Origin of the sequence: Gemella sp. 27098_8_149 (genome assembly GCF_041433745.1) — a bacterium.
Lineage (GTDB): Bacteria > Bacillota > Bacilli > Staphylococcales > Gemellaceae > Gemella.
This window is the reverse complement of the sequence record NZ_JAPWCB010000004.1, coordinates 19,537-44,074: the sequence shown is the minus strand read 5'-3', so window position 1 is coordinate 44,074 and position 24,538 is coordinate 19,537. Positions and strand designations below refer to the sequence as shown.

Sequence of the window (24,538 nt, the reverse complement as noted above, 5' to 3'; positions counted from 1 at the left end):
CCAGCCCTTGGACTTTTTATTTAATTATTTTTTCTCAGTGAAGTCTGCATCGATTGTATCATCATCGTTGTTTGATGAAGTTGCTCCTGCGTCCGCACCTTGAGCTCCTGCCGCAGCATTAGCTTGTTCGTAAAGTTTCATAGTCATTTCTTGAACAGCTTTGTTTAATTCATCTTTAGCAGATTTAATTTCTTCTAAATTATTGTTTTTAATAGCTTCTTTTAATGTATCGTTTTTAGCTTTAATATTATCTAATAAGCTTTGGTCTACTTTATCTTTAGCTTCTTCTAATGCTTTATCTGCTTGGAATGAAAGTTGGTCAGCTTCGTTACGTACATCAGCTTCTTCTTTACGTTTAGCATCTGCATCTGCGTTAGCTTCTGCTTCTTTAACCATTCTATCAATATCAGCATCAGTCAATGAACTACTTGATTCAATAGTGATTTTTTGTTGTTTTTGAGTTCCAAGATCTTTAGCAGTAACATTTACAATACCGTTTTTGTCGATATCGAATGTAACTTCGATTTGAGGTACTCCACGTGGTGCTGGTGGTATATCTGAAAGTTGGAATCTTCCAAGAGTTTTGTTATCAGATGCCATTGGGCGTTCACCTTGTAATACGTGGATATCTACTGCTGGTTGGTTATCTGCAGCTGTAGAGAATACTTGTGATTTAGAAGTTGGGATTGTAGTATTTCTTGGAATTAATACTGTCATAACTGATCCCATTGTTTCAATACCTAATGATAATGGAGTTACGTCTAGTAATACAACGTCTTTAACGTCACCTGTAATTACTCCACCTTGGATAGCAGCACCCATAGCTACTACTTCATCAGGGTTTACTCCTTTATGAGGCTCTTTACCCATTTCTTTTTTAACAGCTTCTTGTACGGCTGGGATACGTGTAGATCCACCAACTAAGATTACTTGATCGATTTCACTTGGGTTTAATCCAGCATCTTTAAGAGCTTGACGAGTTGGGATTAATGTTCTTTCTACTAAGCTGTGAGTAAGTTCATCAAATTTAGCACGAGTTAATGTGTTTTCTAAGTGAACTGGTCCGTTAGCTCCAGCTGAGATGAATGGTAATGAAATTTGAGTTGAAGTTACACCAGATAAGTCTTTTTTAGCTTTTTCTGCTGCATCTTTAAGACGTTGCATTGCCATTTTATCTTGAGATAAGTCGATAGCTTGTTCTTTTTTGAATTCTTCTACAAGGTAGTCGATAATAGCTTGGTCGAAGTCATCCCCACCTAATAAGTTATCTCCTGATGTAGCTAATACTTCGAATACTCCATCTCCTAATTCTAAGATAGATACGTCAAAAGTACCACCACCTAGGTCAAATACTAATACTTTTTGATCTACATCTGTTTTTTCTAATCCGTATGCTAATGCTGCTGCAGTAGGTTCGTTGATAATACGTTCTACTTCTAATCCAGCGATTTTACCAGCATCTTTAGTTGCTTGACGTTGAGCGTCATTGAAGTAAGCTGGTACTGTAATAACAGCTTTAGTTACTTTTTCACCTAAGTAAGCTTCAGCAGTTGCTTTTAAGTTTTGTAAAATCATTGCTGAAATTTCTTGTGGTGAGTATTTTTTACCATTTACGTCTTCTTTGTAATCTGTACCCATGTGACGTTTGATAGAAATTACTGTATTAGGGTTAGTGATTGCTTGACGTTTTGCTACTTCCCCTACTTGAATTTCATCACCTTTGAATGCTACTACAGAAGGTGTAGTTCTGTTACCTTCTGGATTAGGGATTACTTTAGCTTCCCCACCTTCTAATACTGATACACATGAGTTAGTTGTTCCTAAGTCGATACCTATAATTTTTGACATATTCTTGTCCTCCTTAAATTTATAATAACTATATTTTCAAATTTATTTGTTAAAATGATTATTTCACTCTAACAAAGTCTTATATTACTTTTTTAAATACTTTTCAGTTTTACACTGAAAATATTCTTCGCAGTAGCTAAATACCAAACTTTTCGTTTTAGGTATAGCTACTATGAGTTTACTTTCACCATTGCTGGTCTGATTACTCTATCTTTTAGTTTGTAACCTTTTTGGAATGTATCTAAGATTACTCCGCTTTCTTTATCACTTTCTTCCCCTTGCATTACTGCGTGGTGGAAGTTTGGATCGAACTGTGCATTTTCAGTTTCTACTAGTTCAACACCTTCTGATTTAAGCGCTGCTTGTAATCCTTCGTATACCATTTGTACACCTTTTAGAACTGTTTGCACTTCTTCATTAGTTGACTCAACTTGTAAAGCACGTTCTAAGTTATCTAAACTTGGTAAGATTTCTGTAATAACTTTTTGACTCTTATAAGCATTTATAGTGTCAATTTCTTGATTTTTACGTCGTTTAAAGTTTTCAAACTCTGCGTAAAGTCGTAAGTATTTGTCTTCTGACGCTTTTACTTCTTCTTGCAGTTTTTCAATTTGCTCTTGTAATAACTCTTCTGCAGTTTTTTCAACTACTTCTTCTTTTAAATCTGTCGTTTCTTCAGTTTCAACAGTTTCTTCTGTCGTTACTTCTTCTTGTAGAGTTTCTTTTTGTTCTTCAGTAGCCATCTCTACCTCCTAATTATTTTAAATTATTATTTAAATTATCACGAACACAAGCTATAAGTGTCATGATTTTTGAATAGTCCATTCTCTTTGGTCCAAATACGGCTATTACACCTTGACCTTTAGATGTGTTATAACTACTAGACACTAATGAAAGGTCATCTATATTCCCAAGCTTAAGCTCAGTTCCTATTTTAATAGATGGTTTGTCTGTTACTTCATTATTATCTAGAAGCTCGACTATCTTATCATCTTCTAAGAGCGATACTACTTCTTTTAATTTTTCTACATTGTCAATATCGGGTTGTTTAAGTAAATTGTACTTACCCCCTAATGCTACAGTCTTTTTAATTTTATTCTGCAACAATCTATTTAAAGCTACCACTATCATATCATAGTTGTTAACTTTATTCTTTAGATATTTTTCTAACTCACCGTGAATCATTACGTGAGCTGTTGCCATATCCACATCATAGAAGTAACTTTGAAGAAGTTTATTAATCTCTCCTATATCCTCTGCAGTGAAATCCGCATCAAGTTTATAGTTTTGTTGGAATACTTCTCCTATGTTTGTTACTAAAATAACGAGAATACTACGACTACTTAGAAGAATAACCTCTATCTTATTAATGCGCCTATCCGTTTTTGTCGGGGCTAATATGACCGCCGTACAATCCGTTAAGTCTGATAGGACTATTGCATTCTTTTCTAGATAGTTATTTTCCGATACTATATCACCACCAGAGAGTTGTTTTAGTTTTTCATTCTCACTATTTGATAATTCATAATCTTTTTTTATGAAATCTACATAATAGCGATAACCTTTTTCCGAAGGTACTCTACCTGATGAAATATGAGTCTTTTTAATCAACCCTTCTTTTTCTAATTTACTCATATCATTTCTTATCGTTGCCGAACTGAAATCAATATTTTGAGCAATTTGCTTAGAACCTACAGGTTGATTAGTCGTAATAAAATTTTCGACTATAGATTGAAGAATGAGTACTTGTCTATCTATTAACATCGTCATCACCTATTCTCCAATTTTGTGTTTTAGCACTCTAAGTATCCGACTGCTAATCACATATATAATAATATCATTAAGGTCAAAATAAGTCAATAGCTTTTTTAAATTATTTTTGACTTTTTTTGACCTTTCTGTTTTCGATGTAAGAAAAACCTTACAATACCAAGTTTAAATGAGTCTTAAAAAGTATATATTGAAACAAATAAATAATAATAAAACCCTTCAAAAATTTTCATCACTTATGATATAATAAATGTTAATCAATAGAAAAGGAGTTTTTTATAATGAAGAAAATATTTAGACTTTGCACTATAGTTTTATCTTCCCTACTTATACTAACAGCATGCAGTAGTGAAAAAACAAAAGTATTTACTACAAAATATGGAAATAATCAAGAAAATGAAACAACATTAACTTATAAAGGAGAGGTTGTTAATAGATTAAAAACTATTTCTAATATCACTGACCTAGGAACTGATGAAGAAGCAGCCTACAATAGTATAAAGACATCTATCGACCAAGAGAATAAAGATATCGATGGACTTTCTTACACTATTGAAAAGAAAGATGGAAAAGTAGTTATAACTTGGGATTTAGATTTTACTAAAATAAACTTCGAAAAAGATAAAGATCGCTTGCATTTCAAAACATCTTCTTTAGATGAAGAAAGAAAATTAAGCTACATAGAAGAAAACCTTAAGAAAAATGGTGCTATAGAGAAAAAATAATATCTTATAAATAAAGTGTTCATCAGCTAGATTTAAAGTTCTAGCTGATGAACACTTTTTTCTTGTAAAATATAGCGTGATTTCTCCTACCTTCCTTGTATCTTCAGTAAAATTCTTGTATAATAAGTAAACGAAAGAAGTTAATAGAGGTAAAAATTTTGGAACTTATTGAACTTAGAAAAGAACTCGAAGAAATTAACAAAAGAATAACGGAATTTAAAACTTCATTAAAAATAGAAGATAAAACTGAACGAGTTGCTGAAATTGAAAATATGATGCTAGAAGCTGATTTTTGGAATGATAGCGAAGCAGCTAGTCTACTAGTTACGGAATCAAAAAGTATAAAAAAAGAACTTGATGAATTTAGTGAAATGATAGACTATTTAGAGCACTCTGAAGAAATGGTTGACTTTTTAAAAGATGAAGATGACGAAGAAATTTATCAAGATTTACTAAAAACAGTAGTCAATCTTAAATCAAGCGTTGAAGATTTTAGCTTTAGATTATTATTCTCAGAAGAATATGATAACAACAGCGCTATTTTAGAAATACATGCCGGAGCTGGAGGAACTGATGCAACCGACTGGTCAGAATTAATGTTACGTATGTATGAGCGATTTTTTACAAAACAAGGATTAAAATACAGCTACTTAAACTATCAGTCTGGTGATATCACTGGTGTTAAATCAGCAACTATAAAAATTGAAGGTGACTTTGCATATGGATTATTGAAAGGAGAAAAAGGTGTTCACCGAGTTGTTCGTATCTCTCCTTTTGACCCATCGGGAAAAAGACATACATCATTTGCTTCTATAGATGTTATTCCAGAATTTAATGATGATGAAATTAATATCGAAATTAATAATGAAGACTTAAAAATTGATACTTATCGAGCTCAAGGTGCGGGTGGTCAACATATTAATACTACAGATTCAGCAGTTCGTATCACTCACCTTCCTACTGGTATTGTCGTTCAATCACAATCTGAACGTAGTCAAATACAAAATAAAGATGCCGCGATGAAAAACTTAAAATCTAAGCTGCATCAACTTGAACTAGAAGAAAAAGAAAAAGAATTAGCAGCGATTCGTGGTGAACAAAAGGATATCGGCTGGGGATCACAAATTCGTTCTTATGTATTTACTCCATACACAATGGTAAAAGATCATAGAACAAACTATGAAGTATCTACAGTAGATAAAGTAATGGATGGTGAAATTATTGATTTTATCGATGCTTATCTACATTACAATATGAAAGAAAAAGAGATATTATAGAAAATAGACCTTTCGAGCAAATACTCGATAGGTCTATTATTTTTTATTTTTTCTCATCAAATCTTTCTTCTATAAGTTTTTCTTCTGTTTTCTTCAGACTTACTTTTTCATTTCCTAAGCCTACACCTGGTAATCCTGATAATTCATGGACATTTGCGATAGAATAATCAACCGTTACAGTTTCTATAGCAAAATTATCTTGATAATCAACCTTGTCTTCTAAACCTTTTATACCTTTGAACTTTTCTCCTAGTTTCTCCGCTTGTTTTTTAAAGGTTTCTTTAGTTAGTCCTAATTCAGAATAAGTAATAATATTTTTTGCTGTTTGTCTTGTTACAACATCACCTTTATAATAAAGTGTAATTTCCATTTGTACACCAGGTTGTTTCTTAACATAGACCTTACTACCTTCTTTTTCAGAACATCCTACTAAAAATACTAATAAAAAAACTGATATAATTTGTAATATCTTTTTCATTTTATAAACTCTCCTATCCTTTAGATAACAATATTATACCACAGTTTAAAACCAATAAAAACAAAAAAACGATACAAATTTGTATCGCTCTTTGTTATTATAGTTTTTCGTATTCTGCTGGAACATCAAATGGATTTTCTTTATTAATATGATCGTAGAACATAACTCCATTTAAATGATCTATTTCGTGTTGGAAACAAATTGCTGGTAAGTCTGTTAAAGTTAAAGTAACTTTCTCATCATTTTCATTATAACCAACTACTTTAATTTTTGAATAACGAGGAACATATCCTTTAATATCTTTATCTACAGATAAACACCCTTCTCCACCAGCTAAGTAACATTTTGCAGCTGAATTTGAGATGATTTTTGGATTGTATAGTGCATAAGAAACAGTATCTTCTGGGAATTCCTCATCTGGAATGTGTACAGCTATCATTCTTTTTGAAACGTTGATTTGCGGTGCAGCTAACCCTATTCCAGGTTTTAGTCCTAATTTTTCTGCTTTTTCATCATCTTGTGAAGCAATAACATACTCTAATAATCCACGTAAAATAGCTTTATCTTCGTCTGAGATAGGACTTTTTACTTCTTCAGCACGTGCTCTAAGCGTTGCATGTGGATCAATAATTATATCTTTAGTAGTAATCAAATCTTTTCTCCTTTATTTCTAATTATTTATTACGGTATCTTCGTACATACATAATTATTTCATAAATATCATAGAATGTCAAAGGTCAAAGTTTCCTACATGACATTTTTTTAAGAGTTTTGTTTTACATAAAATATTCCGTTAATTTTCTATCTTTATTTTTGAATTTTCTGAAAGTTATTTTTGTATTTTTATTTATTTCATGTTATCATAGTATTATTGATAATTTATAAATAAATTTTTAGGAGGGTGTATTATGACTTTTGAAAATTACCAATATACAAGACCAAATACAGATCAATTAAAAGAACAATTAGCAGCATTAGTGGAAAGACTAAACTCTGCAAATAGCGCTAAAGAGACACTAGAAATTTTCAAGGAATATAATGAACTTCGTGATAACGTAAGTACAATGGCACAATTATCAGAGATTCGTGTAACAATTGACACAACTGATAAATTCTATGAAGCTGAACAAGAATTTTGGGATGAGTTTGGCCCTGAGTTAGACTCTCTATACAGCAAATTCGATGAAGCTATGTTCAATTCAAAATTCAAAGAAGAACTAAAAAAAGAAATTGGGGAACATTATTTCAATCTAATCGAAACTTCTCTAAAAGTATTTAGCGATGAAATTATTGAAGATTTAAAAGAAGAGAACAAACTTTCTTCAGAATATACAAAACTAACTTCAAGTGCTAAAATTCCATTCGATGGTGGAGAACACAACTTAAGTGGGATGGCTAAGTATACACAAGACGCTAATCGTGAAACTCGTCTATTAGCAAACCAAGCTGTTGCTAGATTCTTTAAAGAAAACTTAGAACAATACGATAGCATCTATGACCGTATGATTAAAGTTCGTACTCGTATCGCAAAAAAACTTGGTTTCGAAAACTTCGTAGAAGTTGCTTACCTACGCTTACGTAGAACAGACTACAATGCAAAAGACGTAGCAAACTACAGAAAACAAATTTTTGAGGAAATCGTGCCTGTTGTTGAAGAACTTAAAAAAGCTCAAGCTAACCGCCTAGGCCTTGAAAAACTTTCATTCCACGATGAAGGTGTAACATTCAAATCAGGTAACCCTACTCCAAAAGGAGATCGCCCAACACTTGTTGATTATGCAAAAACAATGTATAAAGAATTATCACCTGAAACTGATGAATTCTTCACATTTATGACTGAAAATAACTTATTAGACTTAGACACAAAACCAGGAAAAGCTGGTGGTGGTTACTGTACCTTTATTCCAAATTACAAAGCACCGTTTATCTTCGCTAACTTTAACCAAACACCTCATGACGTTACAGTATTGACACATGAAGCTGGTCATGCTTTCCAAGTTTTCCAAAGTAGACATCATATGCCAGATTATGTATGGCCAACATACGAAGCTTGTGAAATCCACTCAATGAGTATGGAATTCTTAACTTGGCCTTGGATGAACCTATTCTTCAAAGATGAAACAGAGAAATTCAAATACTACCACATGGCAACATCAATCAAATTCTTACCATATGGTGTTACAGTTGATGAATTCCAACACGAAGTATACGAAAATCCTGAACTAACTCCAAAAGAACGTCGTATGAAATGGTTAGAAATAGAAAGAAAATACTTACCATCTCGTTACTATGAAGATATTCCAGAACTTGATGAAGGTTTATTCTTCTATAGACAAGGTCACTTATTCGGTGCTCCATTCTACTACATCGACTACACTCTTGCTCAAGTTTGCGCCTTCCAATTCTGGAAAAAAGCTAACGAAAATAGAGAAAATGCATGGAAAGAATACCTTCACCTATGTAAGCTTGGTGGAACTAAACCATTCTTAGAGTTAGTTAAAGAAGCTAACTTAGAAAATCCATTCGAAGATGGAACTATTTCTAATATTGTTCCAGAACTTAGAAAATACATTGACTCTGTCGATGCAACAAAATTCTAGTAAAGTTAAAGGCGAGTAAATCTCGTCTTTAACTTTATAGAAGTAAATTTTTTAATATTAGGAGGATAAAATATGAAAGAAAAAAAGATAGCAGCATTTTTTGATATTGACGGAACTCTTTATAGAGATTCTCTAATGACAGAACATTTTAAAAAATTAATAAAATACGAAGTTGTAGACGAAAAATATTGGTTAAATGGTGTAAAAGATAGTTACATTAACTGGGATAAGAGATTTGAAGACTATGATAACTACCTTTTCGGTGTGTCTGAAGCATATGTACAAGCAATTACAGGTCTTCATAAAAAATATATCGACTTCGCGACTGAACAAGTAATGAAACTTAAAGCTGATCGTGTCTATAAATTCACACGAGATATTATAGAAAAACATAAGAAAAATGGACACTTAATTATCTTCATTTCGGGAAGTCCTGACTACCTTGTAGAAGCGATGGGTAAAAAGCATCATGCATTTTTAGCTATAGGTAGTAAATATATAATAGAAGATGAAAAATTCACAGGTGAAGTAGTTCCAATGTGGGATGCAGATAGTAAAAACAAAACTATCGATAGATTAGTTGAAGAATATAACATAGATCTTGATCAATCTTACGCATATGGAGATACCAATGGTGATTACAACATGTTAAGACGTGTTGGAAATCCGGTAGCCATGAATCCGAGTCGTGAATTACTAAGTAAAATCAAAGAAAATAAAGAACTATCTGAAAAAGCTACAATTCTTATTGAACGTAAAGACGTTATATATAAAACTAAAGCTAATATAGATATTGTAGAAATATAATAAAAAACTCAAGGTAATTGACATTATGTCGTACCTTGAGTTTTTTATTAATTCTATGTATTGTATAGGAATTCAGAACCTTCTTCACTATTAAGATTAACTCCAGAAACCAATCTATTTCCTACTTTTTTATAAAGCTGAGGTTGAGTAGTAAAAGTTATCTTACTTCCATCTTCCTTAATAAGTTTGAAGCTCTTGCCATTTACAGACCATTCAATTTTTTCTCCATTATATTTTTTTAGAAGATACCCTTTATATCTGTTAACAAGGTCAGAGCTCATTTTTCTCGCTCCTTCTTCACTTGTTGCTCCACCTATTCCTTGAGCATCTGCAGGCAATGAATTACTATCATTTAATAACGCAGGATTTGGACCACCTAATTCGACATCAGATCTTTTTTTCTTACGCTCAAACTCTCTTGCTTTTTCTGCAAGTTCCTTAGCCTTTTGTGCCGCTTCTTGAGCTTTATCATAAAGTTTATTCCCTACATCACTTAATAATTGTTTTAGACTATTATTATTGAACTTATATTTTTCTAATATTTGAGAAAGATCCTTGTTAAAGTTCACATCTAATTTAATATTTTTTATCTCTTCTTCTGCTCTCTTATAGTTTTCAATATCAGAATTTAACCAATTTATAGCAGCTGAAAAATTTGAATTAGTATCAAGCTTTTTAGCACGGTCTAAACTACCCTTTGCTTCATCAATTTTTTTATCATTTAAACTAATAGATGTATTCCTTACCTCTTTCGCAACCTTAATATCAGTTTTGATAGTAGGAATAACCTTCTGTGCAACATCAGTAGTTAGAGTCTCTAAGCCTTTTGCTCCAGTTTCAAAATCATGACTGATATTAATCATATCAACATATTTTTGATATTCTTCTTTTACCTTCTTATCTTTTCCACTACCAAACATAAAATAATAAGCTGTAGCACAAATAATGAGTGCAACAATAACACTAGAAAATATAGCAATACTTTTTTTCATATATATTCTCCTCTAATATAAAATACCCCAATTCTGTGGTTTATAAAATTATTATCTCATAGAAAATCATATTTTGCTAGAAGTAAATTAACATACAATATTTTTATATAAGTTTGATAATAGCTTATATTGCTCTATATATGCAGAAAATTTTAATTCATATACTCTTCCTTTATTAAAATATTTAATAGTACATTCTTTTTTATTATGATTATAATCTAATCCTACAATATTTTTGTAGTATATCTTATAACCAAAAAACTTATAAAACCTTTTTATAGAGAAAATTTTTAAGTACTCTTCCCTAAAATATATGTCACAATCATAACTAAATGAAATTCTATAATTTATACGATCTAAAACTGATAATTCCTTTCCTTTTAGTAGTTTATTTATCTCATTTTTTATTTTAGGAATATTAGAATTATTCTTTTTTAGATAATAGTCAAAATCAGCTGTTAAAAGTATCCTTTCTACATTAGTTAAAGTAGTAAAATTAATTGTATCCATATAAAAAACCTCCTTAATATACTTAGTATATTAAAGAGGTTGGACAGAATGTGGGAAAAATTTTTTTAAATATAGATTAATCTTTTACAATATTCTCTACTTCTATTTTTTCATTTATCTTCTTAGATGTTACCCTTAATTGGTTAACTATTGCCCCTAAATATAATCTCTGATCATTATTCATCTCATCATAATTTTTTGGATATGTATCTTGAGCTAAAGATAATTTTGACTTTAAAATATCTCTATCTGTTTGTAATCCACTACCTACTCTATCTATTTCAGCTGATATTAATTTCAATTTTACTATTTCTTTTCTTATATTTGTCACTTCTTCATTATATTTTTCTACAGCTTGTTTATTCTTTCCATTTATTGATAAACCGCTAAAAATTAGTCCTGTTCCTCCTATAGCCCATCCTATAGGTCCTGCAAGTGCTAAAAGCGCTGTTCCAGCTGCAGTCCCACCGCCGCCGGCAACCAATGCACCCCCACCTAACCAAGCAAGTGCTGCATTAGTAGCTGCTGCTCCTGACAAACTTGAAATAGCTGCTCCTGTCGAGGCAGTTCCAAATGTAGTTGCAACTGCCATAGCCGCACTAGGAGCAAAACCTACTACTGTTGTTCCAGCAGCAACCCCTGCTGCTGCAGTTTTTGCTCCAGAAGTAACTGCACTAAATTCTATTTTTTCTAATTCTTTTTTAATTACATCTATTTCTTTTTCAAAAGTACTAATTTCTAATTTTGCTGAATTAAATTCTAGTATCATTTTTTCTGGTGTATTTTTTAACATATTAAGATATGTTTCCACATTTTTTAATACATAATAAGTTCTTTCTTTTTCATAATGTAACCAATCTATTTTTTTATTTAAATTCATGACAGTCTCATCATAACTTTTTACTTCTTCTTCAAATTTTATTTTTGCCTTTTTTTTATCTCCAAATCCTAACATTGTATTATACTCCTTTTAATTTTAATATTATTTTTCAAAATAAATGTTAATCTCTTCTAAATTTTTTAATATCTGATTTTCTTTTAAATTATTTTTCCTTGCATACTCTACACTAATATTCAATGTCTCATTTGCTGTTAAAGACATATCTATAAGTAACATTTGTAATTCATTTTCTTTTTTATAATTATCTTTAATTTGATGCAACCACTTTGTATATACTTCTTCTATCTTTTCTATTGCTTCATTGTAATTTTTTTCTAACGTCTCTATCGACACCATTGCGTACACAATTGTTGTTTTTATTGATTGAACAATTTTTTTGAATATTACACCAATATTTAACGCCGTATATAACATAACAATCGATATACTACCTACAATAAAAATTTCTATAACTGATTTTACTGATTCTTTAATACTCTCTGGAAGTATACTCAAGAATTGTTTCATTATAACTTCTGATACAACAACCCCTATTGAAGTCCCCACTATCGTTGTAAATATTTTTAATGCTTGTTTATATCTCTCTTCTTTAGGTATACTTGTTGTCATCAAAATTTTTGTTGCTCTTACTAATCCATGTAATATGTCATTCAATAATTTTGCAAACTTTTTAGTAGTAGTGGTTATCATATTAATAAGTGTATTTAGAATTGCAGATATAAATCCTGAAACTCCACCCGAAATAAAATTTTCTCCTACTTGTTTTATTATTTCACTTAGCCGACTTTTAATATTATTTATTCTTTCTATAACCTTATATTTCAGATCATTTATACAAGCATTTAAAGAGTTATAAGATTTCCATGATTTTATAACTTCTCCCAATGATAGTATAAACACATCTGAAACTTCATATATTAATATTCCTGTTGCCTGCTTTATTGCTTGAGTTTTTGCTTGTTTGGAACTATTTTTTAATAATTCCTTCTTAAATTCTTTACTCTTATAATATTCTAGCGCTGCACTTCTATTTAATTTTTTTTTGTTATCTTTTTCTGCTTTTAACATAATTTCTTTATTATGTAATTTTTTCTTTTCAATTTCCTCATCAATTTTATTTATCTTTTCTTTACTTTCTCCTCGTTCAATCGCTTTTTTCTTTTTATCTTCTAATTTTTTTATTTTATCATCTGCCCATTTTACATATTCACTTGCTGATTTTTCTTTTTTTGCTCTATTTATCCTATAATCTGTAGCAATCAAATTGTCATCCGAATTCGCTCTATCAATAATTTTTTTTGTAATCTCTTCTTGAGTTTTATGCTTACCTCCTGCAGCCAAAACTTCTCTAGATGAGTAATGCATATTGTAACTAGAATTAATGTGTTCCACATCAAACTTCCCTATCAGTTTTTCTCCACTATATCCATCGATTAATTCACCTTTTTTTTGGCTGTTTTTAAAATCGTTTCTTTTTTCATCATAACTAGTATTACCTTTATGGTATTTTTTTCCATCGTACTTTTCTCTATTTTTCATAATATTTTGTAACTTAGTTGAAACTGGAGATTCATAATTAGAATTATTTTTTCTCAAATCCCTTTCTTTATCAAATACCTCAGCATTATGTAGTGTATCAACTCCACCACCTCGTTCAAAAGCATCAAAATACCAACTAAGACCAAATTGAGTTATTAAATTTGTTTTAATTTCTTTTTTTAAAGAAGATAATAACTCTTCTTTATTAAATTCTGAATGTATTTTTTCATTTCTTAACACTTCTTGTAATTCAATATCATTAAAAAGTAGTTCTTTTGCCATATATATTCACCTCAATAAATACTATATCGAATAATATTTTAAAAATATTTTTTAATCATTTTCAGTACCTTTCCACTAAAAACAATTCCATTTTTATCATTTGGATTCATTACCCTTTTTACTGATTTACTCATTAAAATTCTAACTAGTTTATTCATCCCTATACCTCCCTCTCTTCTATTATTTTTACATTGTCTCCTTGGCTATTTAGCCACATCTTTATTCCATCACCATAGCTTTCTGCCACAATCGTATGAACTTTATCTTCTGATTTTATGACCTTTGCTGTTGGTAATCTGTCTAACATTGCTTCAAGCGATGGACCGCTAAACTCAAAAGTAAATTTCTTTAGTTTTCCTCCGTACATGAACTGGATTCTCTTACGAAATTCTCCGTCCTCAAATCTATCTCTATATGGAATATAGAAAGTTTCATCTTTATATTTAATATTACTCATTCTATCTATTCGAAAGACTAGTGGTACATCTTCTTCACTAGTTATTCCATAAGCTATTAAATAAAAATAAAATTCTGAGAACATAATAGAAATAGGGCGTACTTCTTTTTTAGTTTGTTTCTTATCCATTCTAGTATAATCAAAGGTTATAACTCTTGTTTCTCTAATTACATTCGACAGACTCCACAATACCTCTAGTAAATCTTTTCCATGTTGAAGTTCAGTGTAATAATAATCTTCATTATTAATCAACTCTCTTACATGTATCTTACTTTCACGACTTAATTGATTCTGTAATTTCTTTAGTAATAAAGACATCTCTTTTTTATTAAATGCTCTACTTTCTAATAAAATCTTACTTAACGCCAAGATATCCTGTTGAGTAAGAGTATTATCACTTTCGCTAACAGCTGTATAAATATACTCTTTGTTCTTTACTATTATTTCAAATTCTCCAATCTCTTCTTTCTTCTCAAAAAGATAATCACGCAATTCATCAATATCTCTTTGAATAGTTTTCAGAGAAACTCCATATTCATTAGCTAAGTCTTCTTTTACCAGCCTTTCGCCTCGTCTAAGTCTATCGTATATTTCTAATCCACGAAACTTCTTATCTCTTGAATCACTCAAATTATTCGCCTCTTCCTCATCAACCGCTTAAAGTCTTATTTTTCATTATACATTATTAAATATTCACTTTCAATCTATTTTCTTATGATTGTTTAATAATAATAACTGTTTTATAAACATATTTTACATTGACAATTAGACATATTTTGTCCATTGTTTTAAAAAATGATTTTTTTTTTTTATTCTAAATACAATTTCAGTCTTTTCATTTCAAATTACCACTAATAATCTAATTCTAAATGTTATTATCAAATAAAAAAACTGTTGACTCCTGCATCTTTGTACAGTTGTCAACAGCTTTAAATATATAATTGTAGTTTATTTTATTCTTCAGAATCTTTCCAAACAAATAGTGCTCCAACACTATTAATGATATAGAAAATATATTTACCAACATTAGCGAAGTTTCCTTGAACTACTGCTTTTGTAAGTTGAACAATATTATATAGTAACCAGAATGGCCATTGTGTCGTTAGCTTAAATGTATTTAATCCATTACCCATTAATGAGAATGCAAATGCAATTGTAGTTATATATGCAAGAGTACTCATCTTACCATGATATCCAATGTAGTTTGTTGCATATGAGAATACAAATGAAAGAATCGCAATTGCTGTTAAAACTGTATATAATTTTGCTTTTGACATTGTATTTGGCTTATCTGTAGATTTATTCCATACATAGATCGCACCCAAATAGATTAAAAATGTTACAGGATATGTGATAATCGCCGCTTTGTTACCTAAGATATAATCAATAACTCCCGATAATACAGCATTAATAATACCTAAGTAGTTACCAAGTTTACTTAATTTTCCTGTAAATCTTGTAGATAACATTGAGATACCAACGTTAATTACAGAAATAAGTCCAAATGGCACAAGTGCAGTCCATGGCCCCCAATCAACGAATTTATCTAATCTCGTCGCTAAGTAACCTGATGCGATAGCAATACCAATTACTAAAACAACCCCTAGTAAATCAAACCATTTTGATGTTGCGAATATTTTTAATTTTTGTTTCATAAAGCCTTTTATTCCTTTTTTTAAAAGTATCGCATTAAATTAATGCAATCTTAATTTTTTAGGTTCTTAGTAGCTTTTTTATATCGCTTACTAAAAATCTACCTTCATTATACATCAAACATTTTTCACTTTCAATCAATAAATTTCCGTATTTTCGCTTTATTATTATATAATATAAATATATTTTTAAAAATTAAATACACCATTATCCTTTATCTTAAACTTTTATCTGATGCATAAAAAAAGAAATTGTATTATTTAGTTTCCTTATAACTATTTTATTCACCATGTAAAACTTTTCTTTTTATATCAATTTGTTTCTTATCACTTTACTTTCTAACTGATAATGATTATAATTTATAGTAGATAAAACATGAAAGTGAGTATATTTATTAATGAAGAAAAATAAATTATTTATGGCCCTTATGGCTGGTACTATCGTTATTAGCGGATGTGCTGCTAAAACTGATAAAAAAGAAGAAAACAAAACTGCTCAAGTTGATACATCTAAAGGTACAAAAGAACAACTTAAACAAGCTACTGAGCTTTATAAAAAATTCGTAGAAAACCAAGTAGATACTCTACTTAAAGATACTGAAAAATTCGCTGAAACTATTAAAGCTGGAAATCTTGAAGAAGCTAAAAAACAATATCCTGTAATTCGTATGGCTTATGAGCGTTCAGAGCCAATCGCAGAAAGTTTTGGTGAACTAGATGTGAATATCGACTTCCGTCTTGCTGACTACCTAGAAGAAAACAAAACAGAAGAAGGATGGCGTGGATTCCACCGAATCGAAAAAATTATGTGGGAACAAAATACTACTAAAGGTACTGAAGAATACGCAGACCAACTAGTAAAAGACATTAAAGAATTAAAAGCTAAAGTCGCTACTGTTGAAGTTACTCCTGATTTAATGGTAACTGGAGCTGTTGACTTACTTAACGAAGTTGCAACACAAAAAATCACAGGAGAAGAAGAAATTTACTCTCACACTGACCTATACGACTTTAAAGCTAACATCGAAGGTGCTGAAGAAATCTTTAAGATTTTCAAACCTTTAATCGAGAAAAAAGATAGTAAATTAGCTAAGGATTTAACTGAAAAATTCGCTACAATAAACAGCTTATTAGACAAATATAAAACTGATGAAAAACACTACAAACTATACACTGACTTAACTAAAGAAAATACTAAAGAACTTTCTGAAGCAGTAACAAAATTAGGAGAACCACTTTCTCAAATGGGTGTAATTTTAGACGAAGAGGCTAAGTAATATGGAAGAATCTGGTAAAAAATGGATTGACAAAAAAATAACAAGACGTGATTTCCTGAAAAAAGCAGGAATGACTGGAGCCGGAGCAGTTGTTGGAGCTTCTGCTCTTGGTGGATTTTTCGCAAACAAAGCTGAGAATAACCGAGCTATAGCTGATGGAGAAGAAAAAATTACATTCTATGGCAAACACCAAGCTGGAATTACTACTCTTATGCAAAAATGTGTTTATTTTGTCGTACTAGATTTACACTCAACTAAGCGTGATGATGTAATCGACATGTTTAAGCAATGGACTAAATATAGTGAAAAATTAATGAACGGTGAACTAGTTGAACCCGCCCTTAAAAACCATTATTTACCACCAAAAGATACTGGAGAAACGGTAGGGTTAAACCCCTATCGTTTAACTCTGACATTTGGAGTTAGTCCAAGTTTCTTAAAGAAAATGAACTTAGAGAATAAAAGTCTTGAAGAATTTAAAGACTTACCTCCTTTCGCAAGAGAACAACTAAAAGAAAAATATACAGGTGGGGACATTTGTATTCAAGCATGTGCAGATGATGAACAGGTAGCCTTCCATGCAGTACGTAACCTGGTTAGAAAGGCTCGCTCTACTGTAACTATGAAGTGGAGTCAATCTGGTTTTGCTGCTATTGGTAATCGTCTTGAAACACCGCGTAACCTTTTCGGATTTAAAGACGGTACTGCTAATGCAACTAAAGAAGACCAATTTGATAAGATTGTATGGTGCGATAAGGACAACTGGATGAAAGATGGTAGCTACATGGCCGTTAGACGTATCCAAATGCACCTTGAGACATGGGATAGAACAAGTCTAAATGAACAGGAAAATACTTTTGGAAGATATAAAGATAGTGGTGCTCCTTTCGGAGAAACTGATGAATTCGCACCAATTGATCTTAATAAAAAAGGTCCAGATGGGAAACCTTTAATTCCTGTAACTTCACACGTCCACTTAGCACATAAACCTGGCGTAGAATTATTAAGACGTTCTTATTCTTATTCAGACGGTATTAATGAAACTACAGGACAATTCGATTCTGGTCTACTATTTATCTCTTTCCAAAAAGACCCAAAACAATTTATTACTATTCAAAATAGTTTAGGAAACGAAGATAAGATGAATGAATATATAACTCACATCGGAAGTGGTTTATTCGCATGTTTTGGAGGAATTAAGGAGGGTGAATATATTGGCCAAAAACTATTTGACTAAAATTATTTTAGCTTTTATAGTACTTTTCAGTTTTAGTTCACCATTTCTAAAAAATATCGTAGCGAAAGAATCGTACAGTAATCTTTTTATAAAAATTACCGATACTAATACTGCAATAAATAATAATGAACAAGACAAAGCTAAAAAATTAATTGAAGAATTTAAAACAGAATTTGAAGCAACAAAAAATTCAGATTCTGAAGCTGGAAGAAAAGTTAAACAAACATTAAAATCAAATGATATTAATGAAGAGCAACTTAGAGAATTATCAACTGCTCTACTTGCTTTTGAAAATGAACAAAATCCTTTAGACGTTGAAGCCGAGAAAAAAGCTTTTAAAACAAAACTTTACCCCGCTTTCGATAAATTAGAAAAGGCAATCGACACTAAAGATGTTGAAACTATGAAAGCAGAATATGTTAAATACAATGCTGCTTGGGTTCGTAATGAAGGTATCGTAAGAACACTTGAACCTGCTTACTATGGAAAAGTAGAAACAACAATGTCATTTCTACGTAGTTCTATGGAAGTTGAACCCTACGATTATCAAACTACAAAATTATATTTAACAGATTTAAAAAACTATCTAGATGATTTCCTAGCCGGTAAAAAACTAGAACAAAATTCAGAAGTTAAAACACTTGACCAAGGAATAAAACTTCTTGAAGATAGTCTTATAGCCTTTAAAGAAGGTAACAAAGCCCAAGGTTCACAGAAAATGAAGAAATTCATTGAAGTATGGCCTGTTATTGAAGGAGAAGTTCGTACACGAAACGCTTCACTATATACAAAAGTAGAGAGCGAAACTCCTATTATTATGGTTAAAGGTAGCGAACAAAAGTATCAAGATCAGCTTAAAAACCTAATCTCAAAACTTTCAAAAATTGATACAAAATCTAACTATACTGCTATAGATTCTATGCTAATTTTACTTCGTGAAGGTGTTGAAGCATTAATAATTGTCTTATCTTTAGCAAGCGCATTAAAAGCTGCTAAACAGAAAAAAGGCTTAATTTGGATTTATGCAGGTGCCTTAGTAGGTATCCTTACTAGTATACTAGCAGCCGTTATTTTAAAATACTCATTCCCTGCTCTATCATCTGGTACTAACCGTGAAATCATCGAAGGTGTTGTTGGTATATTCGCAGTAATCATGATGATAGGTATAGGAATCTGGCTACATAGTAAAAGTTCTGTAAAAGCATGGAAGAAATATATGGATACAAAGTTAAATCTAGTACTTTCTACTGGAAGCTTTATTTCTATGTTTACACTTAGCTTCCTAGCTGTTTTCCGTGAAGGGGCAGAAACTATTTTATTCTATGCTGGTATTATGCCATTAATCACTACTGCTAACCTACTAATCGGGATAGCACTAGCTATTGTCGCTTTAATAATTATCGGTATAATCATGGTTAAAGCTTCTGGAAAATTATCTATCAGCAAAGTATTCCTAGTGTTATCTTGGTTAATATACATTCTAGGATTCAAAATGCTTGGAGTAAGTATACATGCTTTACAAATAACTGATATCCTATCAAATCACATTATAGATTATCTACCTACTATTGAAATTTTAGGAATTTATCCTAGTTTTGAAGTAGTAATAGCTCAACTTATTTATATTATTGTTGTAGCCATTAGCATATTCTATGAAAAATCTAAAAATAAATAGGTAACTCGCGATGAAATATGGAGATAAAGTTTCTACCGTGGATCATCTAACCGAACTTAGAAAGAGACTAATACTAAGCCTTGTGTTTTTTATTGTCTCTTTCATAGTTAGTTTATTATGGTCAGCGGATATTTATAAATTTTTAACTAGTAATTTTAATAATAAATTGATTGTTCTTGGACCTAATGATATACTATGGATATATCTAACTCTTGCAGGACTTTGTGCCTTCACATTCTCGATACCATTTATTTGTTATCAAATCTGGGCATTTATAAAACCTGCATTAGAAGAAAGAGAAGCTCGTGCATTACTAGCTTATATACCGGCGGTATTCATTTGTTTTTCAGTAGGATTAGCTTTCGGGTTCTTTCTAGTAACTCCTGCTATCTTAAATGTGCTTCTTTCTATAGGAGATGATTTATTCAATACTCAATTAACAGCTCAAAACTATCTATCATTCGTCATTAATACGACAATACCGATAGCGATACTTTTTGAGTTTCCTGTTATTGTCGCATTCCTAACATCATTAGGTATATTAACACCTACCTTCTTAACTAGAAATAGAAGATATGCATATTTTATACTAATTGTAATAGCAGTAGTTATTACACCTGCTGACTTTATAAGTGATATCGTTATGTCAATACCATTAATTTTAATTTATGAAATTAGCATTATTATTAGCAAGTATATATACAACAAAAGAGGTGAAAAGTAATGGGATTTTTACGTGATATAGGAGCTCCTGGAGTTATAGTACTTATTATAGCTGCTCTAATAATCTTTGGTCCTAAACGTCTACCTGAACTTGGAGAATCAATTGGAAAAATGTTCACATCATTTAAAAAATCAATTTCGGGACTGACAGAAGAGGAAAACTCAGATAAAAAAGACGAAAAAAAAGATAACTAGAAAAAGACTTTACAATATGTTTTAAGCATATCTGTAAAGTCTATTTCTTTTATATTATTTTCCTAAATCTGTTAAATCATATGGTGTTTGTTGATAAACTTGGTTTAACCAGTTGTGGTAGAATAAGTAAGCCACTCCACGCCATCTATTTTTAGGTGCCTTCGTATCATCATTTCCTGGGTAATAATTCACAGGAACTTCGATTGGAAGATTACTATTCTTATCACGTACATATTCATTATGAAGTGTATCTGCATCATATTCTATATGCCCTGTTACAAAAACCTTTCTAAGATCTTTAGTCGCAGCGATTAATGTCCCAACCTCTTCTGATCTCGCTAATACATCAAGTTCAGAAATAGTAGGTAGTTTCTCTTCTTCAATTTTAGTGTGTCTAGAATGAGGGGCTAAGAAAGTATCTGTAAATCCTCGTGTTAATGTATGATTTTCTATAAGAACATCATGTTCAAAAACTCCAAATATCTTATCATCTACTTGTTCTTTTTTAACACCAAAGTGATAGTATAAACTAGCTTGAGCTGCCCAACAAATATTTAATGTTGAAAAGACATGAGTCTTACTCCATTCAAAAATGCTATTCAGTTCTCCCCAGTAATTTACATCTTCAAATTCTAATTGTTCAACAGGTGCTCCTGTAATAATAAGTCCGTCATAATATTTATCTTTCACTTCATCAAATGTTTTATAGAATTTCTCTAAGTAAGACTGTGCTGTGTTTTTTGCGATATGACTTGTCGTATGAAGAAATTCTACTGTAATTTGAAGCGGAGAGTTACCTAAAAGTCTTAGTAATTGACGCTCAGTTTCTTCTTTTTTAGGCATCAGATTCAAAATTAGAATTTTCAATGGTCGTATATCTTGATTTTTAGCTCTATTCTCTTCTATTACGACTACTCCTTCTTCTAATAATTTATTCTTTACCGGTAATTCATTTTGAATACATATTGGCATTGTATTATCTCCTTAACTATTCTTTATCTTAAATAAAAAAACTCGCCACTATTACAAATTAATGCAATAGGGACGAGTTTATCGTGTTACCACCCATGTTTATGGATATAAATATCCACCTTAATCGGTACGTGTTCATACCGCTGTGCTATATCGCGCACTAACGTAATTACCTATTAGATAATTATTACTCCGAGACCATTTTCAATTACATCTCATCTTACTTTCTTACACCGACCGAAAGCTCTCTGTTTTGAATCAATTATAATCTACTTATCTCTTCAATGTTTTACATATTAATTTACTTAATAGTATAAAGAATTTAACACTATTTGTCAATAGAAAGCGTCTCAAAAATATAAATCTCTTGGATATTATTTTTGAGAAAAAAAACTAAACTTATTTATTAAACTCTACAAGTTCAAATTTATTACCATCGTATTCAAGGACGCTAACTGAAGTATTCACTATAACTCCACGTCCAACTTCTTTAATACCTTTTTGAGTTAAGAAAGAACGAATTAAACCACCATGACATACTGCTAATATCGTTTTATCTGGGTGTTCTGCATGCTTTTCTTTAAAGAATGCTTCTACTCTATCAGCAGCATCAGAATCTAGTTCCATTCCTCTTGTTTCTCCAGCCTTAAGACCAGCTCCATACTCGGCAAAAGAGACTCCTTCATACTCGCCGTATGACTTCTCAATTAATCTTTTATCTTTAATTACAGCTAATTTTTTATTATCTTCACTATTTGAATTGTCTAACATATATCTAGCAGTATCAAACGCTCTTCCTAAAGTACTACTATACGCAATATCAATAGTATATCCTTCTATTTTTTTCCCTGCAGCAATCCCTTGACGAATTCCTTCCTCATTCAAAGGAATATCTGTATGACCTTGAACTAATTTATTTTTATTATAATCTGTTTCTCCATGTCTTGCTAAAATAATACGCATAATCTCATCTCCTTATTAAAAAATTAGGGAGCGACCAATTAAATCAATTTCTATAAAACTATGATTTCTTAGCCGTTCCCTTAATAATTTTAAATATTAAATTTCTCTAATACGAACTCATGTCCATCATAATGTACCACATTTAATGCAGTATTATTAATTAGTATATTAGACTCAGGATATAATCCTAATGTTCTTAAAAATACACGAATTAATGCGCCATGACAAACTACTAAAATTGTATCATCTTTATGATCTAAGTATTTTTCAGTAAAAAATGAACTAGCTCTCTCATAAACATCTTCATCTTTTTCAACTGACTCTAAACCTTGATTATTTTCAAGCGCAGTAAAATACTCCTCAAATGTACTTCCTTCAAAATCTCCAAAGAATTTTTCGATTAAACGCTCATCGGTAGTTATCACTTTAGAAATATTTTGACTATTATTAGAGTTATCAAGCATAAGTCTTGCTGTTTCTACTGCTCTTTTCAAAGGACTACTAAAAGCATAATCAATATTGTGATTCGTTAGCTTTTCTCCTGCAGAAGTCGCTTGATTTCTACCAGTCTCATTTAATTCAATGTCGCTATGGCCTTGGATTAATCTGTTTTTATTATAGTTTGTTTCACCATGTCTAACTAATAAAATTTTCATATCATTTACCTATTCAAAAATGAAATCCTCATCTTCGATTGATTCAACATTCATACTAACTACATATCCATCACCTTTAACACTAAAGAAGTCATGGTTCTTAGTATTTGTATTCATCGCATTTTCAATAATTGGATTGATTTCTTTATCTTCGAAGTATCCAGGATATCCTAGGTTAGCTAATGCACGGTTAGCATTATATTCAACATAATCTTTTACTTCTTCATATAAACCAATTTCATCATATATATCTTTAGTATATTTCAACTCATTTTCATATAAATCTAATAGTAGTTTATACATTTCTTTTTCAGCACGTTCTTGCTCTTCTTGAGTAAGAGTTCTAAAGATTTCTTGAGCATCGAATCCTGTAAAGCTTCCGTGGATAGTTTCATCTAATAAGATTTTACGAATAATTTCTCCAGAAGTAGTTACTTTACCTTGTCCAGCTAAATATAATGGATAGAAGAATCCACTGTAGAAAATATAACTTTCTAAGAATACAGACGCTACACGAGCCATGTATAAGTCATATGTTGGCACTTCTGGCTTAAATAATCTCATATAATAGTCTTCGATTAATTTCGCTTTAAATTGAAGTTCTGGATTGCTTGGAACCCACTCATCTAGTAAGTAGTCTGTTTCTTGTGAAGGAATTAATGATGTAAAGATCGTAGAATAACTTTTCGCATGAATTTGCTCCATCATTCCCATAAAGCTATAAACAGCTTGTTTTCTCATATCTTCAGTATGTAAAGATACAAGTGGCATACCTTTATCACCTTGTTGAGTATCAAGACCAGTTAAACCAGCTAATACTTTTTTATAAGCTTCACGTTCTTTATCGTTTAAATCTTCATTCCAACTTTTAATATCTTTTGACACTTTAAACTCAGTATCAACCCAAAATTGTGCAATATTTTGACGCCAATACATGAAAGTTAAGTCATCTTGTTTATTCCAGTTTACTGCTTTCATAATTAGTAATTTTTCCTCTCTTTT

24 protein-coding genes and 1 other annotated feature are annotated in these 24,538 nt (G+C 30.9%); of the genes, 9 read left to right on the top strand and 15 right to left on the bottom strand.

Features of this window, described 5'->3' with window-relative positions:
• Positions 1-24: 24 nt before the first annotated feature.
• The 3 genes from dnaK to hrcA form a co-directional block, all read right to left on the bottom strand.
• Complete coding sequence (gene dnaK, locus O3801_RS02950) at positions 25-1,848, bottom strand: molecular chaperone DnaK (RefSeq protein ID WP_314090694.1); 1,824 nt, start codon at positions 1,846-1,848, stop codon at positions 25-27.
• A gap of 170 nt (positions 1,849-2,018) precedes the next feature.
• On the bottom strand, positions 2,019-2,591 hold the full coding sequence (grpE, locus tag O3801_RS02945; protein ID WP_003143977.1) for a nucleotide exchange factor GrpE: 573 nt from the start codon (positions 2,589-2,591) through the stop codon (positions 2,019-2,021).
• Between the two features lie 13 nt (positions 2,592-2,604).
• Positions 2,605-3,618, bottom strand: a complete 1,014-nt coding sequence (hrcA, locus tag O3801_RS02940; protein WP_371454030.1) for a heat-inducible transcriptional repressor HrcA — start codon at positions 3,616-3,618, stop codon at positions 2,605-2,607.
• Between the two features lie 281 nt (positions 3,619-3,899).
• Here hrcA and O3801_RS02935 point away from each other — a divergent pair, with 281 nt between their 5' ends.
• Positions 3,900-4,343, top strand: coding sequence for a DUF1307 domain-containing protein (locus O3801_RS02935; protein ID WP_371454029.1), 444 nt, complete (start codon positions 3,900-3,902; stop codon positions 4,341-4,343).
• A gap of 158 nt (positions 4,344-4,501) precedes the next feature.
• The gene (gene prfB / locus O3801_RS02930; RefSeq protein ID WP_371454028.1) at positions 4,502-5,620 is read left to right on the top strand and encodes a peptide chain release factor 2; all 1,119 of its coding nucleotides are present in this window, start codon (positions 4,502-4,504) and stop codon (positions 5,618-5,620) included.
• 43 nt (positions 5,621-5,663) lie between these two features.
• Here the strand turns inward: prfB and O3801_RS02925 are convergent, their stop codons facing one another.
• Positions 5,664-6,098, bottom strand: a complete 435-nt coding sequence (locus tag O3801_RS02925) for a YehR family lipoprotein (protein ID WP_371454027.1) — start codon at positions 6,096-6,098, stop codon at positions 5,664-5,666.
• A gap of 97 nt (positions 6,099-6,195) precedes the next feature.
• Positions 6,196-6,750, bottom strand: coding sequence for a peptide deformylase (gene def, locus O3801_RS02920; protein ID WP_060913508.1), 555 nt, complete (start codon positions 6,748-6,750; stop codon positions 6,196-6,198).
• A gap of 256 nt (positions 6,751-7,006) precedes the next feature.
• Between def and O3801_RS02915 the strand changes: the two genes are divergently transcribed.
• Together O3801_RS02915 and O3801_RS02910 are read left to right on the top strand one after the other, a co-directional pair.
• On the top strand, positions 7,007-8,698 hold the full coding sequence (locus O3801_RS02915) for a M3 family oligoendopeptidase (RefSeq protein WP_371454026.1): 1,692 nt from the start codon (positions 7,007-7,009) through the stop codon (positions 8,696-8,698).
• Positions 8,699-8,770: 72 nt separating this feature from the next.
• Entirely contained in the window at positions 8,771-9,505 is a 735-nt protein-coding gene (locus tag O3801_RS02910) for an HAD family hydrolase (protein WP_371454025.1), read from the top strand.
• A gap of 53 nt (positions 9,506-9,558) precedes the next feature.
• On the opposite strand, the gene O3801_RS02905 is transcribed toward O3801_RS02910, so the two are convergent.
• From O3801_RS02905 to O3801_RS02880, 6 genes are all read right to left on the bottom strand, one after another.
• The gene (locus tag O3801_RS02905; protein WP_371454024.1) at positions 9,559-10,497 is read right to left on the bottom strand and encodes a hypothetical protein; all 939 of its coding nucleotides are present in this window, start codon (positions 10,495-10,497) and stop codon (positions 9,559-9,561) included.
• Positions 10,498-10,584: 87 nt separating this feature from the next.
• Complete coding sequence (locus tag O3801_RS02900) at positions 10,585-11,007, bottom strand: hypothetical protein (RefSeq protein ID WP_371454023.1); 423 nt, start codon at positions 11,005-11,007, stop codon at positions 10,585-10,587.
• Positions 11,008-11,083: 76 nt separating this feature from the next.
• Entirely contained in the window at positions 11,084-11,962 is an 879-nt protein-coding gene (locus O3801_RS02895) for a DNA polymerase III subunit gamma/tau (RefSeq protein WP_371454022.1), read from the bottom strand.
• A gap of 27 nt (positions 11,963-11,989) precedes the next feature.
• Positions 11,990-13,729 carry a hypothetical protein gene (locus O3801_RS02890; RefSeq protein WP_371454021.1) on the bottom strand — a complete coding sequence of 580 codons (1,740 nt, stop codon included), beginning with the start codon at positions 13,727-13,729 and terminating at the stop codon, positions 11,990-11,992.
• Positions 13,730-13,889: 160 nt separating this feature from the next.
• Positions 13,890-14,816, bottom strand: coding sequence for a helix-turn-helix transcriptional regulator (locus O3801_RS02885; protein WP_371454020.1), 927 nt, complete (start codon positions 14,814-14,816; stop codon positions 13,890-13,892).
• 323 nt (positions 14,817-15,139) lie between these two features.
• Positions 15,140-15,841 (bottom strand): nicotinamide mononucleotide transporter family protein, encoded by a 702-nt coding sequence (locus O3801_RS02880; RefSeq protein WP_314548173.1) that lies wholly within the window; start codon positions 15,839-15,841, stop codon positions 15,140-15,142.
• 395 nt (positions 15,842-16,236) lie between these two features.
• On the opposite strand from O3801_RS02880, the gene efeO reads away from it, so the two are divergent.
• The 5 genes from efeO to O3801_RS02855 are packed head-to-tail and all read left to right on the top strand — an operon-like array spanning position 16,237 to position 20,945.
• Complete coding sequence (gene efeO / locus O3801_RS02875; protein ID WP_294681553.1) at positions 16,237-17,115, top strand: iron uptake system protein EfeO; 879 nt, start codon at positions 16,237-16,239, stop codon at positions 17,113-17,115.
• 1 nt (position 17,116) lies between these two features.
• Complete coding sequence (gene efeB / locus O3801_RS02870) at positions 17,117-18,352, top strand: iron uptake transporter deferrochelatase/peroxidase subunit (RefSeq protein ID WP_294681551.1); 1,236 nt, start codon at positions 17,117-17,119, stop codon at positions 18,350-18,352.
• The gene (locus O3801_RS02865; RefSeq protein ID WP_371454019.1) at positions 18,330-20,027 is read left to right on the top strand and encodes an FTR1 family iron permease; all 1,698 of its coding nucleotides are present in this window, start codon (positions 18,330-18,332) and stop codon (positions 20,025-20,027) included. The genes efeB and O3801_RS02865 overlap by 23 nt, the downstream gene beginning before the upstream one ends.
• A 10-nt stretch (positions 20,028-20,037) precedes the next feature.
• Positions 20,038-20,751 (top strand): twin-arginine translocase subunit TatC, encoded by a 714-nt coding sequence (gene tatC, locus O3801_RS02860; RefSeq protein ID WP_294681548.1) that lies wholly within the window; start codon positions 20,038-20,040, stop codon positions 20,749-20,751.
• Entirely contained in the window at positions 20,751-20,945 is a 195-nt protein-coding gene (locus O3801_RS02855; RefSeq protein ID WP_294681546.1) for a twin-arginine translocase TatA/TatE family subunit, read from the top strand. The genes tatC and O3801_RS02855 overlap by 1 nt, the downstream gene beginning before the upstream one ends.
• Positions 20,946-20,999: 54 nt before the next feature.
• On the opposite strand, the gene O3801_RS02850 is transcribed toward O3801_RS02855, so the two are convergent.
• The 4 genes from O3801_RS02850 to nrdF form a co-directional block, all read right to left on the bottom strand.
• Positions 21,000-21,917, bottom strand: coding sequence for a homoserine O-succinyltransferase (locus O3801_RS02850; protein WP_294681544.1), 918 nt, complete (start codon positions 21,915-21,917; stop codon positions 21,000-21,002).
• A gap of 65 nt (positions 21,918-21,982) precedes the next feature.
• Positions 21,983-22,211 (bottom strand) — a binding site (T-box leader).
• A 105-nt stretch (positions 22,212-22,316) separates the two neighbouring features.
• Entirely contained in the window at positions 22,317-22,880 is a 564-nt protein-coding gene (locus tag O3801_RS02845; RefSeq protein ID WP_294681543.1) for a histidine phosphatase family protein, read from the bottom strand.
• An 89-nt stretch (positions 22,881-22,969) separates the two neighbouring features.
• Positions 22,970-23,536 (bottom strand): histidine phosphatase family protein, encoded by a 567-nt coding sequence (locus O3801_RS02840; RefSeq protein ID WP_294681541.1) that lies wholly within the window; start codon positions 23,534-23,536, stop codon positions 22,970-22,972.
• A gap of 9 nt (positions 23,537-23,545) precedes the next feature.
• Positions 23,546-24,514 (bottom strand): class 1b ribonucleoside-diphosphate reductase subunit beta, encoded by a 969-nt coding sequence (gene nrdF, locus O3801_RS02835; RefSeq protein ID WP_294681538.1) that lies wholly within the window; start codon positions 24,512-24,514, stop codon positions 23,546-23,548.
• Positions 24,515-24,538: the final 24 nt, after the last annotated feature.

Bases quoted from the DNA above. Each gene is read 5' to 3' on its own strand.
- dnaK (WP_314090694.1), bottom strand. From the start codon at position 1,848: ATGTCAAAAATTATAGGTATCGACTTAGGAACAACTAACTCATGTGTA.
- grpE (WP_003143977.1), bottom strand. From the start codon at position 2,591: ATGGCTACTGAAGAACAAAAAGAAACTCTACAAGAAGAAGTAACGACA.
- hrcA (WP_371454030.1), bottom strand. From the start codon at position 3,618: ATGACGATGTTAATAGATAGACAAGTACTCATTCTTCAATCTATAGTC.
- O3801_RS02935 (WP_371454029.1), top strand. From the start codon at position 3,900: ATGAAGAAAATATTTAGACTTTGCACTATAGTTTTATCTTCCCTACTT.
- O3801_RS02925 (WP_371454027.1), bottom strand. From the start codon at position 6,098: ATGAAAAAGATATTACAAATTATATCAGTTTTTTTATTAGTATTTTTA.
- O3801_RS02915 (WP_371454026.1), top strand. From the start codon at position 7,007: ATGACTTTTGAAAATTACCAATATACAAGACCAAATACAGATCAATTA.
- O3801_RS02910 (WP_371454025.1), top strand. From the start codon at position 8,771: ATGAAAGAAAAAAAGATAGCAGCATTTTTTGATATTGACGGAACTCTT.
- O3801_RS02905 (WP_371454024.1), bottom strand. From the start codon at position 10,497: ATGAAAAAAAGTATTGCTATATTTTCTAGTGTTATTGTTGCACTCATT.
- O3801_RS02900 (WP_371454023.1), bottom strand. From the start codon at position 11,007: ATGGATACAATTAATTTTACTACTTTAACTAATGTAGAAAGGATACTT.
- O3801_RS02895 (WP_371454022.1), bottom strand. From the start codon at position 11,962: ATGTTAGGATTTGGAGATAAAAAAAAGGCAAAAATAAAATTTGAAGAA.
- O3801_RS02890 (WP_371454021.1), bottom strand. From the start codon at position 13,729: ATGGCAAAAGAACTACTTTTTAATGATATTGAATTACAAGAAGTGTTA.
- O3801_RS02880 (WP_314548173.1), bottom strand. From the start codon at position 15,841: ATGAAACAAAAATTAAAAATATTCGCAACATCAAAATGGTTTGATTTA.
- efeO (WP_294681553.1), top strand. From the start codon at position 16,237: ATGAAGAAAAATAAATTATTTATGGCCCTTATGGCTGGTACTATCGTT.
- efeB (WP_294681551.1), top strand. From the start codon at position 17,117: ATGGAAGAATCTGGTAAAAAATGGATTGACAAAAAAATAACAAGACGT.
- tatC (WP_294681548.1), top strand. From the start codon at position 20,038: ATGAAATATGGAGATAAAGTTTCTACCGTGGATCATCTAACCGAACTT.
- O3801_RS02855 (WP_294681546.1), top strand. From the start codon at position 20,751: ATGGGATTTTTACGTGATATAGGAGCTCCTGGAGTTATAGTACTTATT.
- O3801_RS02850 (WP_294681544.1), bottom strand. From the start codon at position 21,917: ATGCCAATATGTATTCAAAATGAATTACCGGTAAAGAATAAATTATTA.
- O3801_RS02845 (WP_294681543.1), bottom strand. From the start codon at position 22,880: ATGCGTATTATTTTAGCAAGACATGGAGAAACAGATTATAATAAAAAT.
- O3801_RS02840 (WP_294681541.1), bottom strand. From the start codon at position 23,536: ATGAAAATTTTATTAGTTAGACATGGTGAAACAAACTATAATAAAAAC.
- nrdF (WP_294681538.1), bottom strand. From the start codon at position 24,514: ATGAAAGCAGTAAACTGGAATAAACAAGATGACTTAACTTTCATGTAT.